This window comes from Kluyvera ascorbata (assembly GCF_023195735.1).
In the GTDB taxonomy this organism is placed as follows: domain Bacteria; phylum Pseudomonadota; class Gammaproteobacteria; order Enterobacterales; family Enterobacteriaceae; genus Kluyvera; species Kluyvera ascorbata.
On sequence record NZ_CP096201.1, the window covers coordinates 3,020,375 to 3,032,979 of the forward strand.

The 12,605-nt window shown below is 54.3% G+C and carries 13 protein-coding genes; 12 read left to right on the forward strand and 1 reads right to left on the reverse strand.

The window, feature by feature from the left end:
* Positions 1-178 precede the first annotated feature (178 nt).
* From MY052_RS14475 to MY052_RS14520, 10 genes are all read left to right on the forward strand, one after another.
* Entirely contained in the window at positions 179-685 is a 507-nt protein-coding gene (locus MY052_RS14475; RefSeq protein WP_035896086.1) for a hypothetical protein, read from the forward strand.
* A 43-nt stretch (positions 686-728) separates the two neighbouring features.
* Positions 729-1,424 (forward strand): hypothetical protein, encoded by a 696-nt coding sequence (locus MY052_RS14480; RefSeq protein ID WP_181814586.1) that lies wholly within the window; start codon positions 729-731, stop codon positions 1,422-1,424.
* Positions 1,425-1,481: 57 nt separating this feature from the next.
* Positions 1,482-1,811: a curli assembly chaperone CsgC gene (csgC, locus tag MY052_RS14485; RefSeq protein ID WP_248537277.1), complete on the forward strand. Its 330-nt coding sequence runs from the start codon at positions 1,482-1,484 to the stop codon at positions 1,809-1,811.
* Between the two features lie 56 nt (positions 1,812-1,867).
* The gene (locus MY052_RS14490) at positions 1,868-2,329 is read left to right on the forward strand and encodes an NUDIX hydrolase (protein ID WP_248537278.1); all 462 of its coding nucleotides are present in this window, start codon (positions 1,868-1,870) and stop codon (positions 2,327-2,329) included.
* 53 nt (positions 2,330-2,382) lie between these two features.
* Entirely contained in the window at positions 2,383-3,492 is a 1,110-nt protein-coding gene (gene mnmA / locus MY052_RS14495; protein ID WP_035896079.1) for a tRNA 2-thiouridine(34) synthase MnmA, read from the forward strand.
* A 74-nt stretch (positions 3,493-3,566) separates the two neighbouring features.
* A complete protein-coding gene (gene hflD, locus MY052_RS14500; protein ID WP_035896078.1) occupies positions 3,567-4,208 on the forward strand; it encodes a high frequency lysogenization protein HflD in 642 nt (213 codons plus the stop codon).
* Positions 4,209-4,211: 3 nt separating this feature from the next.
* Entirely contained in the window at positions 4,212-5,582 is a 1,371-nt protein-coding gene (purB, locus tag MY052_RS14505; protein ID WP_123652498.1) for an adenylosuccinate lyase, read from the forward strand.
* A 122-nt stretch (positions 5,583-5,704) separates the two neighbouring features.
* On the forward strand, positions 5,705-6,379 hold the full coding sequence (gene phoP / locus MY052_RS14510; protein WP_035896075.1) for a two-component system response regulator PhoP: 675 nt from the start codon (positions 5,705-5,707) through the stop codon (positions 6,377-6,379).
* Positions 6,376-7,839: a two-component system sensor histidine kinase PhoQ gene (gene phoQ / locus MY052_RS14515; RefSeq protein ID WP_248537279.1), complete on the forward strand. Its 1,464-nt coding sequence runs from the start codon at positions 6,376-6,378 to the stop codon at positions 7,837-7,839. The genes phoP and phoQ overlap by 4 nt, the downstream gene beginning before the upstream one ends.
* A gap of 76 nt (positions 7,840-7,915) precedes the next feature.
* On the forward strand, positions 7,916-9,037 hold the full coding sequence (locus MY052_RS14520) for a ribosomal protein uL16 3-hydroxylase (protein WP_035896072.1): 1,122 nt from the start codon (positions 7,916-7,918) through the stop codon (positions 9,035-9,037).
* A 77-nt stretch (positions 9,038-9,114) separates the two neighbouring features.
* On the opposite strand, the gene pepT is transcribed toward MY052_RS14520, so the two are convergent.
* Positions 9,115-10,344, reverse strand: coding sequence for a peptidase T (pepT, locus tag MY052_RS14525; RefSeq protein WP_185064546.1), 1,230 nt, complete (start codon positions 10,342-10,344; stop codon positions 9,115-9,117).
* A 267-nt stretch (positions 10,345-10,611) separates the two neighbouring features.
* Between pepT and potA the strand changes: the two genes are divergently transcribed.
* Positions 10,612-11,748, forward strand: a complete 1,137-nt coding sequence (gene potA, locus MY052_RS14530; protein ID WP_035897412.1) for a spermidine/putrescine ABC transporter ATP-binding protein PotA — start codon at positions 10,612-10,614, stop codon at positions 11,746-11,748.
* A complete protein-coding gene (gene potB / locus MY052_RS14535) occupies positions 11,732-12,595 on the forward strand; it encodes a spermidine/putrescine ABC transporter permease PotB (RefSeq protein WP_123652494.1) in 864 nt (287 codons plus the stop codon). The genes potA and potB overlap by 17 nt, the downstream gene beginning before the upstream one ends.
* The last annotated feature ends 10 nt before the right edge of the window (positions 12,596-12,605 follow it).

Consider the following 12,605-nt stretch of genomic DNA (forward strand, 5'->3'; position numbering starts at 1 on the left):
CATTCTCATACTATTGACTGATGCTCATTTTCAAAATACGCAATCCAGGTGAAAAACAGGGATATTAGCCTCAGACATACTCAATCCATAAATCAGTTTCACTCCCTAATCCATTATCGGCTTAAGGTGTGCTGATTTAACTCCTGACTTTAACCATCGGTTAAAACTAGGTGCCATTATGAAACAATGGTTTTTATTAATACCCTTATTGGGCTATTCATATCTGTCTATGGCGGGAGGCGATCTTGCTGGTTCTGAGTTTTCAGGGCTGAATAATTATCGTCAGGGCTACAATATGGTTGCCATCACTGGCCAGCACGGCAGTGATAATACTGCGTCTATTACACAGTCAGGCTCGCATATTTATGGTTCTATTTCGCAGGTAGGTGGATATAACAACGCGATATTAAATCAGAATGGTTTTAATAATCGTGCGGCAATAGCGCAATACGGTAATGGTAATAATGCCACGGTCAGCCAATCAGGGACGAACAACTCTGCCGTATTAGTACAGGCAGGAACGGGCAACGAGGCAGATATTACGCAAACGGGTTTTGATAACTCTGCTGAGATTGTCAATAAAGGTGTTCGCAATCTCACGCAGATCAATCAAACGGGCACAAGCCGCAGCGCGGCCGTTGTGCAAAATTCGGCAGGAATGGCAATTCGTATTACCCAAAATTAGTGTTTGAACTGGCTTACCAATCTCTAAACCTATGGGGTATCTCATGAAAAAGTGGAACATTGTTATTTTGTCAACGTTGTTAGCATCTGGTACTGCAATGGCAGGCGGCAATGACTGGACGCCTCCCTCTAGCGGGAGCGGCGTCAGCATCCCTCACGTGGGCTTTACTACACCAACAAAACCGGTTCTTCCTGCTGCGGGGAAATGGGATGGCGTGGTGCACATTTATCAGGCAGGCAGCAATAACGATTCCTATGCCAGTCAGACTGGGGCATCCGGTTCTACTATCGACGTTCATCAGAACGGTGATTGGGGCAGATCAACGGTGAACCAAATTGCCACGAAAAGTGCGACCGTCGTGAATCAGTACGGCACGGGCAACCAATCCTACGCAACTCAGGCGGGGTCCGGTAACTCGATTGCGGTCACACAGTCGGGGACCTCAAACGCCTCCACAACGCTGCAAGCTGGCACGGGTAACGCCATTAATGTAGCGCAGAGCGGCAACAACAATAGCTCGTATATCGACCAGAAAGGCAAAAACAGTTCAGTTGATGTCACTCAGGTCGACTACCGTAATAGCTCAACCGTTAACCAGAATGCAGAAGGTTCAATGGTGGTGGTGTCACAGAGCGGGAGCTATAACAGCAGCTATGTAGACCAGGGCCGTAACAACACGCTGGCTTACGTTCAGCAAGTTGGCGGTTCCGGCAACAGTTCGACGGTACTGCAGCACTAATAAAAGCGGCCGGATGAACATTCATCCGGCCGAATTTCCGCTATCACGAGGCCCGCCATGCATTTACTCCTTATTGCCGCCGCGCTCAGTAACCAACTGTGGTTTGAAACCCAGGCACAGGCCGAAACGGTGGTGATCACCCCGATGGCCAGTCTGACCAGCGACTGTGACTGCCAGTTAACCATTAATGTTATTCATCAAGGCCAGTCCGGCACCAGCAACAGCAGCCAAAGCGGACAGGTGGCCCTTAAAGCCCAGCGTCCCCAGCAGCTCGCCAGCCTGCATCTGGATATTCCCCAGGGCGAATGGACACAAATCACCGTCATATTAAGCAATCAACAAGGGGTGATTATGCAGCAAAGCTGGAGTTCTCCGGCTCGCGTTTGATTCCCTTCCCGCTTCTTTATATCCTTATCTCCTTTCACGCTCGATAAGGATGCCGCATGTTCAAGCCACACGTTACCGTCGCCTGCGTAGTTCACGCTGAAGATAAATTCCTGGTGGTTGAAGAAACCATCAACGGCAAGGCGCTATGGAACCAGCCCGCGGGACATCTGGAGGCGGATGAGACGCTGGTCCAGGCCGCCCAGCGTGAGCTATGGGAAGAAACCGGCATTCGCGCCACGCCGCAGCACTTTCTTCGCCTGCATCAGTGGATCGCCCCGGACAACACGCCTTTCCTGCGTTTTCTGTTCGTTATTGAGCTCGATAACATCTGCCCTACCGAGCCGCATGACAGCGATATTGACCGCTGTTTGTGGGTGAGCGCTGGAGAAATTTTGCAGGCCAGCAACCTGCGTTCCGCACTGGTAGCCGAAAGTATTCGTAGCTATCAGCAAGATGCACGATATCCGCTGTCATTAATCGGCGAATTTAACTGGCCGTTTACAGAGGGTGTCAAGTAAGGGGCTGCGTGCTAGAATATGCCGCCTTGAAGTCCAATGTCGTGAGTATTCCAATGTCAGAAAGCCAGAAAAAAGTGATCGTCGGCATGTCCGGCGGTGTTGATTCCTCCGTTTCCGCCTACCTGTTGCAACAACAGGGCTATAAGGTGGAGGGCCTGTTCATGAAGAACTGGGAGGAAGACGACGGCGAGGAATACTGCACTGCTGCCGCCGATCTTGCCGATGCGCAAGCGGTATGCGATAAGCTCGGCATTGAGCTGCACACCGTTAACTTTGCCGCCGAATACTGGGATAACGTTTTTGAACTCTTCCTGGAAGAGTACAAAGCGGGTCGTACGCCGAACCCGGATATCCTGTGCAACAAGGAGATCAAATTTAAAGCCTTCCTCGAATTCGCCGCTGAAGACCTGGGCGCAGATTACATCGCGACCGGCCACTACGTGCGCCGTGCGGATGTCAACGGCAAAAGCCAGCTTCTGCGTGGCCTCGATGGCAATAAAGATCAGAGCTACTTCCTTTATACGCTCGGCCACGAACAGATAGCACAGAGCCTGTTCCCGGTCGGAGAGCTGGAAAAGCCGCAGGTACGTAAAATCGCCGAAGAGCTGGATCTCATCACCGCGAAGAAAAAAGACTCTACCGGTATCTGCTTTATCGGTGAGCGTAAATTCCGCGAGTTCCTCGGCCGCTACCTGCCAGCACAGCCGGGTAAAATTATCACCGTTGACGGCGAAGAGATCGGCACCCATCAGGGGCTGATGTACCACACGCTCGGTCAGCGTAAAGGTCTGGGTATTGGCGGGACCAAAGAAGGGACGGAAGATCCGTGGTACGTGGTCGACAAAGACGTTGAAAACAACGTGCTGGTTGTCGCCCAGGGTCACGATCACCCGCGCCTGATGTCCGTTGGTCTTATCGCACAGCAGCTGCACTGGGTTGACCGTGAACCGGTCACCGGCACATTCCGCTGCACCGTGAAGACCCGCTATCGCCAGACCGATATCCCGTGCACCGTCACCGCACTGGATGAAGGCCGTATTGAGGTTCGCTTTGAAGAACCTGTTGCCGCAGTGACCCCAGGTCAGTCCGCCGTGTTTTACAACGGTGAAATCTGCCTCGGTGGCGGCGTGATTGAGCAGCGCCTGCCGCTGCCAGTGGAATAAAGCCCTGCTTCGATAGGGTACAACGCAATCTGGCCCGCGTCGCGCCGCAGGTCAGATGCCAACAAGGAGTGAGCGTGGCGAAGAATTACTATGACATCACCCTGGCGCTGGCCGGTATTTGCCAGTCCGCCCGTCTGGTGCAGCAGCTGGCCCATCAGGGACACTGCGACGGCGACGCGTTACACGTTTCGCTGAACAGTATTATCGATCTGAACCCAGACTCTGCGCTGGGCGTGTTCGGTGGCAGTGAAGCCAATCTTCGCCTCGGCCTTGAAACCCTGCTCGCGGTGCTGAATGCCAGCAGCCGCCAGGGCCTGAACGCAGAGCTGACCCGCTATACCCTCAGCCTGATGGTGCTGGAGCGCAAGCTCGCCGCAGCCAAAGGGGCGATGGATATTCTGGGCAACCGTATTACTGGTCTGCAGCGTCAGCTCGACCATTTTGATTTACAGTCCGATACCCTGCTCAGCGCGATGGCCGGTATCTATGTTGACGTGATTAGCCCGCTCGGCCCGCGAATTCAGGTAACCGGTTCCCCTGCCGTGCTGCAAAGCCCGCAGGTGCAGTCCAAGGTCCGCGCTTCGCTGCTGGCAGGTATCCGCGCCGCGGTGCTGTGGCACCAGGTCGGCGGTGGCCGTCTACAGCTGATGTTTTCTCGTAATCGCCTGACCACTCAGGCAAAACAAATTCTTGCTCATTTAACCCCGGAGTTATGATCTATGGAATTATCCTCACTGACCGCCGTTTCACCCGTCGATGGACGCTACGGCGATAAAGTCAGCGCGCTGCGCGGGATTTTCAGCGAATACGGTTTGCTGAAGTTCCGTGTACAAGTCGAAGTACGCTGGCTGCAAAAGCTGGCCGCACACGCAGCCGTCAAGGAAGTTCCTGCTTTTGCTGCCGACGCAAACGGTTACCTTGATAGCATCGTGGCAAACTTCAGTGAAGAAGACGCGGCGCGCATTAAGACTATCGAGCGCACCACCAACCACGACGTGAAGGCAGTTGAGTATTTCCTGAAAGAAAAAGTCGCGTCCGTGCCTGAGCTGCACGCCGTGTCTGAATTCATTCACTTTGCCTGCACCTCCGAAGACATCAACAACCTCTCCCACGCGCTGATGCTGAAAACCGCGCGCGAAGAAGTGGTGCTGCCGTACTGGCGCAAAATGATTGATGCCATCAAAGATCTGGCCGTTCAGTACCGTGATATTCCGCTGCTGTCCCGCACCCACGGTCAGCCGGCTACGCCGTCAACCATCGGTAAAGAGATGGCGAACGTCGCTTACCGTATGGAGCGTCAGTACCGCCAGCTGGCACAGGTTGAAATCCTCGGTAAAATCAACGGTGCGGTGGGTAACTATAATGCCCACATCGCAGCATACCCGGACGTTGACTGGCACCAGTTCAGCGAAGAGTTCGTGACCTCGCTGGGCATTCAGTGGAACCCATACACCACGCAGATCGAGCCGCATGACTATATTGCCGAGCTGTTTGACTGCATCGCACGCTTCAACACCATTCTGATCGACTTCGACCGTGACGTGTGGGGCTACATCGCGCTCAACCACTTCAAGCAGAAAACCATTGCCGGCGAAATCGGTTCTTCCACCATGCCGCACAAGGTCAACCCAATCGACTTCGAAAACTCCGAAGGCAACCTGGGCCTGTCCAACGCCGTGCTGCAGCACCTGGCCAGCAAACTGCCGGTTTCCCGCTGGCAGCGTGACCTGACCGACTCCACCGTGCTGCGTAACCTGGGCGTGGGTATCGGCTACGCGCTGATCGCCTACCAGTCCACCCTGAAAGGCGTAAGCAAGCTGGAAGTGAACCGCGACCGTCTGCTTGACGAACTGGACCACAACTGGGAAGTACTGGCTGAGCCAATTCAGACCGTGATGCGTCGTTACGGTATCGAAAAGCCGTACGAGAAGCTGAAAGAACTGACCCGCGGCAAACGTGTAGATGCCGAAGGCATGAAGCAGTTTATCGACGGTCTGGCGCTGCCAGAAGAAGAGAAAACTCGTCTGAAAGCCATGACCCCGGCTAATTATATCGGCCGCGCCATCACCATGGTTGATGAGCTGAAATAATCTCGCCTCCCCCTCCTTCTTCCTGAAGGAGGGGACTTTCCTGCCAATTTAATCAATGTTTATCTCCATAACGCCATAATCGCGTTAAACTATTCACGTCATTAATTAAATGGAGAAACAGCATGCGCGTACTCGTCGTAGAGGACAACGCTCTGTTACGTCACCACCTGAAAGTTCAGCTCCAGGAAATGGGCCATCAGGTCGATGCCGCAGAAGACGCGAAGGAAGCAGATTATTATTTAGGCGAGCATATTCCAGATATTGCGATTGTTGATTTAGGGCTTCCCGATGAAGACGGCCTGTCGCTGATTCGCCGCTGGCGCAGCCACGATATTTCGCTGCCGATTCTGGTGCTCACCGCACGTGAAAGCTGGCAGGATAAAGTGGAAGTGCTGAGCGCTGGCGCCGACGACTACGTCACCAAGCCTTTCCATATTGAAGAAGTCGCCGCCCGCATGCAGGCGTTGATGCGTCGTAACAGCGGACATGCCTCGCAGGTCATCTCCCTGCCACCGTTCCAGGTTGACCTCTCCCGCCGCGAGCTCTCCATTAATGACGAGGTGATTAAGCTCACCGCATTCGAATACACCATTATGGAAACGCTTATCCGCAATAACGGAAAAGTGGTCAGTAAAGACTCCCTGATGCTGCAACTCTATCCCGATGCAGAGCTACGTGAGAGCCACACCATCGACGTACTGATGGGCCGCCTGCGTAAGAAAATTCAGGCTCAGTATCCCCAGGACGTGATTATCACCGTGCGCGGTCAGGGCTATCTGTTCGAACTACGCGAATGAAGAGTTTACGTCGGCATTTCCTGCCGCTTTCGCTGCGGATGCGTTTCCTGCTGGCGACGGCCGCGGTGGTTATCGTGCTGTCGCTGGCCTATGGCATGGTAGCGCTGGTTGGCTATAGCGTCAGCTTCGATAAAACCACCTTCCGCCTGCTGCGCGGCGAGAGCAACCTGTTCTATACCCTCTCCAAATGGGAGAACAACACGCTCAGCGTCGATATCCCCGAGAATCTCAATCTGCAGGGCCCCACGGTGGCGCTGATCTACAACGCTCAGGGCAAACTCCTGTGGCAGCAAAAAGATCTCCCGTGGCTGGTAAAAAGCATTCAACCCGAGTGGTTAAAAGGCAACGGTTTCTATGAGATAGAAGCCGATGCCAGTGCCAGCAGCACCCTGCTGCGCGACGATCATGAGATACAAAAAGAACTCACCGAAATGCGTCAGGAAGGAGACGATTCGGAGATGACCCACTCGGTAGCGGTCAACAGCTACCCGGCCACCAGCCTGATGCCGGCATTGGTTATCGTGGTGGTGGATACCATTCCTATTGAGCTTAAACGCTCCTATATGGTCTGGAGCTGGTTCTCCTACGTGCTCGCCGCCAACCTGCTGCTGGTTATCCCGCTACTGTGGATTGCCGCGCACTGGAGCCTGCGCCCCATCGCTGATCTGACCCGTGAAGTCCGCGAGCTTGAGGAACATCACCGGGAACATCTAAACCCGGACACCACACGTGAGCTGACAAGCCTGGTGCGCAACCTGAATCGGCTGCTGAAAAGCGAACGCGACCGCTACGATAAGTACCGCACCACGCTGACCGATCTGACCCACAGCCTGAAAACACCGCTGGCGGTGCTGCAAAGCTCGCTGCGTTCACTACGCAGTGAAAAAATCACCGTGAGCGAGGCTGAACCCGTCATGCTGGAACAGATAAGCCGTATCTCACAGCAGATTGGCTACTACCTGCACCGCGCCAGTATGCGCTCCGACAGCACGCTGTTCAGCCGCGAGCTTCATCCGGTGGCCCCGCTGCTGGATAGCCTGACATCGGCACTGAACAAGGTCTATCAGCGTAAAGGGGTCAACATCACGCTGGATATCTCACCGGAGATCTCTTTCGTCGGTGAGAAAAACGACTTTATGGAAGTAATGGGCAACCTGCTGGATAACGCCTGTAAATACTGCCTTGAGTTTGTTGAGGTTTCCGCCCGCCAGACCGATGATTACCTGCATATTATCGTTGAAGATGACGGCCCAGGCATTCCACAAAGCAAACGCGATATCGTCTTTGACCGCGGTCAGCGTGCCGACACGCTGCGTCCGGGACAAGGGGTGGGTCTCTCAGTGGCTCGCGATATCGTGGACCAGTATGATGGTCAGATTGTTGCCCACGACAGTCTGCTCGGCGGCGCGAAAATGGAAGTGATTTTCGGGCATCAGGGTCCGGACAGTCACGAAGGGTAAATAATGTTTCCGTAGCAGGGTAGTTTTGTGAATACGTTGTATAATGCGGACATACACCTGCTGCGGAAATATCAATATGGAATACCACTTAACGTTAAACTGGCCCGATTTTATGGCGCGCTACTGGCAAAAGCGCCCGGTAGTGCTGAAACGCGGCTTCGCCAACTTTATTGACCCCATTTCACCGGATGAACTGGCTGGTCTGGCGATGGAAAATGAGGTGGATAGCCGTCTGGTGAGCCATCTTGACGGCAACTGGCAGGTCAGCCACGGTCCTTTTGAAAGCTACGATCACCTGGGCGAAAGCAACTGGTCGCTGCTGGTACAGGCCGTTGATCACTGGCATGAGCCTTCCAGCGCGCTGATGCGTCCGTTCCGCGCCCTCCCCGACTGGCGAATTGACGATCTGATGATCTCGTTCTCGGTACCGGGCGGCGGCGTTGGCCCGCATGTCGATCAGTACGATGTCTTTATCATTCAGGGTACCGGCCGCCGTCGCTGGCGCGTGGGCGAGAAAAGTGCGCTCAAGCAGCACTGCCCGCACCCGGACCTGCTTCAGGTTCAGCCGTTTGATGCCATCATCGATGAAGAGATGGAACCCGGCGATATCCTCTATATTCCACCAGGATTCCCGCACGAAGGCTACGCGCTGGAAAACTCGCTCAACTATTCCGTGGGCTTCCGTTCACCGAACAGCCGCGAACTGATAAGCGGCTTTGCCGACTATATCCTGCAGCGCGACCTCGGCAGCCAGCACTACAGCGACCCGGACGTGCCTTCGCGCGATCACCCAGCGGATCTGCTGCCGCAAGAAGTGGATCGCCTGCGCGATATGATGCTGGGCATGATCCAGCAGCCGGAACACTTCCAGCAGTGGCTGGGCGAATTTATCAGTCAGTCGCGCCATGAGCTGGATATTGCCCCGCCGGAACCGCCGTATCAGCCGGATGAGATTTACGATGCGCTGCAACAAGGTGACATGTTGCAACGTCTGGGCGGCCTGCGAGTGATTCGTATCGGGGATGATTTCTTTGTCAACGGCGAGAAGATCGACTCACCGCATCAGCAGGCGCTGGATGCCATGGCGGGCAGTATTATGCTGGAGAGCCAGCATTTCGGCGAGGCGCTGGACGATCCGTCCTTCCTGGCAATGCTGGCCGCGCTGGTGAACAGCGGGTATTGGTTTTTCGCAGAATAAATAATACGTAGGCCGGATAAGGCGAAGCCGCCATCCGGCCTACAAAAAAAACCGGCCATCTATCAGCCGGTTTTTTCTTATGAACCGCGCTTCGCCGTCAGTTCCGCAATGCGCACAATCACCTTCACCGCTTTCTCCATGCCTTCCAGGGTCACAAACTCGTGCTTGCCGTGGTAGTTATAGCCGCCGGTAAAGAGGTTCGGGCACGGGAGTCCCATAAATGACAGCTGCGCGCCGTCAGTGCCGCCGCGAATCGGTTTGAGATCCGGTTCGATATCACAATCGCGCATCGCCTGCTGAGCGATATCCAGAATGTGAGGATGATCGGCCACCTTCTCGCGCATATTGTAATAGCTGTCTTCAATCACCAGCTCAATATAGCAATCCGGGTGCAGCCCTTTGCCAACCTTCTTGGCAATTTCCATCATCTTGCGCTTACGCGCTTCAAACTGCTTACGGTCAAAATCGCGCACGATGTAGTGCATCTCCGCGCGATCCACCGAGCCTTTGATGCTGGTGAGATGGTAGAAACCTTCGTAACCTTCGGTGGTTTCCGGGCTCTCATCGGCCGGTACTTCCGCATGAATGCGGGTCGCCAGCGACAGCGCGTTGACCATCACCCCTTTCGCAGTCCCCGGATGCACGTTGTTGCCGACAATTTTGATAGTGATAGAGGCAGCGTTGAAGTTTTCAAACTCCAGTTCGCCCACGCCACCGCCGTCAACGGTATAGGCCCACTGCGCGTTAAAGGCTTCGACATCAAAGTGCTTGGCCCCTTTCCCGACCTCTTCGTCCGGGGTAAACGCCACGCGAATATCACCGTGCGGGATATTCTTTTCTTTCAGCACCGCCAGCGCGGTCATGATTTCGGCAATACCGGCTTTGTCATCAGCGCCCAGCAGCGTTTTGCCGTCGGTGGTGATAAGCGTTTGCCCCAGCAACTGATGCAGCACCGGGAACATCACCGGCGACAGCACTTCATCACCGATACCCAGGGCGATATCGCCGCCACGATAGTTTTCAACAATTTGCGGATTGACATTTTTACCGCTGAAATCCGGTGCGGTATCCACATGGGAGATAAAACCGATCGCCGGAATATCGCCGCTGACGTTCGCCGGGAGGGTGCCCATCACCGTACCCTTCTCGCTCAGCGTGACGTTAACCAGCCCCATTGTTTCCAATTGCTCTTTGAGCAGATGTAATAGTTTCCACTGCCCTTCGGTACTCGGCACCTGACGCACGCCGGGCTTCGACTGTGTGTCCAGTGAAACGTACTGCAAAAAACGCTCAAGCAATTTATCCATGTAGCCACCCTCACTTTTTGTGACAACATTATCAATAAGCCCGAAAACACAAATATTGCGTCAGGTCACTTTTAGTCCGGCAAAGGCCATTTTTTTCATCAATCCGTCGCTAATCATCGGATATACCTAAGGTAGCTTAGACAAGGATTGGCGATTGGGTATCGTTTGCCGTAGAATGCCAGCCCTTATTAATAAATATCAGACCTCTAAACGTCTAAAGGTGGATAACCACAAACCCCGCATCGGTAAGCCATCCGGTGTGTTGACATGGGACAGAGTAAGAAATTGAATACTAAATCGCGTTCGCTTTCACCGCTGGTGCAACTGGCGGGAATTCGCAAAGATTTCGATGGAAAAACGGTCATCTCCGATCTGAACCTGACCATCAATAACGGCGAGTTCCTCACGCTGCTTGGCCCCTCTGGCTGCGGTAAAACAACCGTTCTTCGCCTTATCGCTGGGCTGGAAAACGTCGATGCCGGGAAAATCCATCTGGAAGGTCAGGACATCACCAACGTCCCTGCCGAAGACCGTCACGTCAATACCGTGTTCCAGAGCTACGCGCTATTCCCGCATATGACCGTTTTCGATAACGTCGCCTTCGGCCTGCGGATGCAGAAAACGCCGGCAAGCGATATCACCCCGCGGGTTCACGATGCGCTGCGTATGGTGCAGCTTGAAGAGTTTGCCCAGCGTAAACCGCACCAGCTCTCCGGCGGGCAGCAACAGCGCGTTGCTATTGCCCGCGCCGTGGTCAACAAGCCGAGCCTGCTGCTGCTCGATGAATCCCTCTCCGCCCTCGACTACAAGCTGCGTAAGCAGATGCAGAACGAACTCAAAGCGTTGCAGCGCAAGCTTGGGATCACCTTCGTGTTTGTCACCCACGACCAGGAAGAAGCCCTGACCATGTCTGACCGTATTGTGGTAATGCGCGACGGCAAAATTGAGCAGGACGGCACGCCGCGTGAAATCTACGAAGAGCCGAAGAATCTGTTTGTGGCGAGCTTTATTGGCGAAATCAACATCTTCAACGCTACCGTCATTGAACGTCTCGACTCGCTGCGGGTCCGCGCCAGCGTCGAAGGCCGCGAGTGCAATATTGACGTTAAATTCCCGGTCACGCCGGGTCAAAAGCTCAACGTCCTGCTGCGCCCGGAAGATCTGCGCGTCGATGAAATCCACGACGGCACCGACGTCGACGGCCTGATTGGCTACGTGCGCGAGCGTAACTATAAAGGTATGACGCTGGAATCAGTGGTTGAGCTTGAGAACGGCAAGATGGTGATGGTCAGCGAATTCTTCAACGAAGATGACCCCGACTTTGACCACTCGTTAGATCAGAAAATGGCGATTAATTGGGTAGAAAGCTGGGAGGTTGTACTGGCTGATGAAGAGCACAAGTAAGTTCCAGAATGTGGTGATTGCCACCATCGTCGGTTGGCTTGTGCTGTTCGTATTCCTGCCCAACCTGATGATCATCGTGACCAGTTTCCTGACGCGTGACGATGCCAATTTCGTCCAGATGGTCTTTACCCTGGACAACTATGCCCGGCTGCTTGACCCGCTGTACGCCGAGGTGCTGCTACACTCGCTGAACATGGCATTTATCGCCACGCTGGCGTGCCTGGTGCTGGGCTATCCCTTCGCCTGGTTTCTGGCGCGCCTGCCGCATAAGGTGCGCCCGCTGCTGCTGTTTTTGCTGATTGTGCCGTTCTGGACCAACTCGCTGATACGCATCTACGGGCTGAAAATATTCCTCAGCACCAAGGGCTATCTCAACGAGTTTCTGCTGTGGCTGGGGATAATTGATACCCCGATTCGTATCATGTTCACCCCCAGCGCGGTGATTATCGGCCTGGTCTATATCCTGCTGCCATTTATGGTGATGCCGCTTTACTCCAGCATTGAAAAACTCGATAAACCGCTGCTGGAAGCGGCGAAAGATCTCGGTGCCAACAAGCTGCAAACCTTTATCCGCATCATCATTCCGCTGACCATGCCGGGGATAATCGCCGGTTGTCTGCTGGTGATGCTGCCCGCGATGGGGCTGTTCTACGTCTCTGACCTGATGGGTGGGGCGAAAAACCTGCTGATTGGTAACGTCATCAAGAGCCAGTTCCTCAACATCCGCGACTGGCCGTTTGGTGCGGCCACCAGCATCACGCTGACCGTGGTTATGGGGCTGATGTTGCTGGTGTACTGGCGCGCCTCGCGCTTGCTGAATAAAAAAGCGCACGAGCTAGGCGATTAATTATTTTTCA

Bases quoted from the DNA above. Each gene is read 5' to 3' on its own strand.
- potA (WP_035897412.1), top strand. From the start codon at position 10,612: ATGGGACAGAGTAAGAAATTGAATACTAAATCGCGTTCGCTTTCACCG.
- phoQ (WP_248537279.1), top strand. From the start codon at position 6,376: ATGAAGAGTTTACGTCGGCATTTCCTGCCGCTTTCGCTGCGGATGCGT.
- potB (WP_123652494.1), top strand. From the start codon at position 11,732: ATGAAGAGCACAAGTAAGTTCCAGAATGTGGTGATTGCCACCATCGTC.
- purB (WP_123652498.1), top strand. From the start codon at position 4,212: ATGGAATTATCCTCACTGACCGCCGTTTCACCCGTCGATGGACGCTAC.
- MY052_RS14480 (WP_181814586.1), top strand. From the start codon at position 729: ATGAAAAAGTGGAACATTGTTATTTTGTCAACGTTGTTAGCATCTGGT.
- MY052_RS14520 (WP_035896072.1), top strand. From the start codon at position 7,916: ATGGAATACCACTTAACGTTAAACTGGCCCGATTTTATGGCGCGCTAC.
- pepT (WP_185064546.1), bottom strand. From the start codon at position 10,344: ATGGATAAATTGCTTGAGCGTTTTTTGCAGTACGTTTCACTGGACACA.
- MY052_RS14490 (WP_248537278.1), top strand. From the start codon at position 1,868: ATGTTCAAGCCACACGTTACCGTCGCCTGCGTAGTTCACGCTGAAGAT.
- csgC (WP_248537277.1), top strand. From the start codon at position 1,482: ATGCATTTACTCCTTATTGCCGCCGCGCTCAGTAACCAACTGTGGTTT.
- MY052_RS14475 (WP_035896086.1), top strand. From the start codon at position 179: ATGAAACAATGGTTTTTATTAATACCCTTATTGGGCTATTCATATCTG.
- mnmA (WP_035896079.1), top strand. From the start codon at position 2,383: ATGTCAGAAAGCCAGAAAAAAGTGATCGTCGGCATGTCCGGCGGTGTT.
- phoP (WP_035896075.1), top strand. From the start codon at position 5,705: ATGCGCGTACTCGTCGTAGAGGACAACGCTCTGTTACGTCACCACCTG.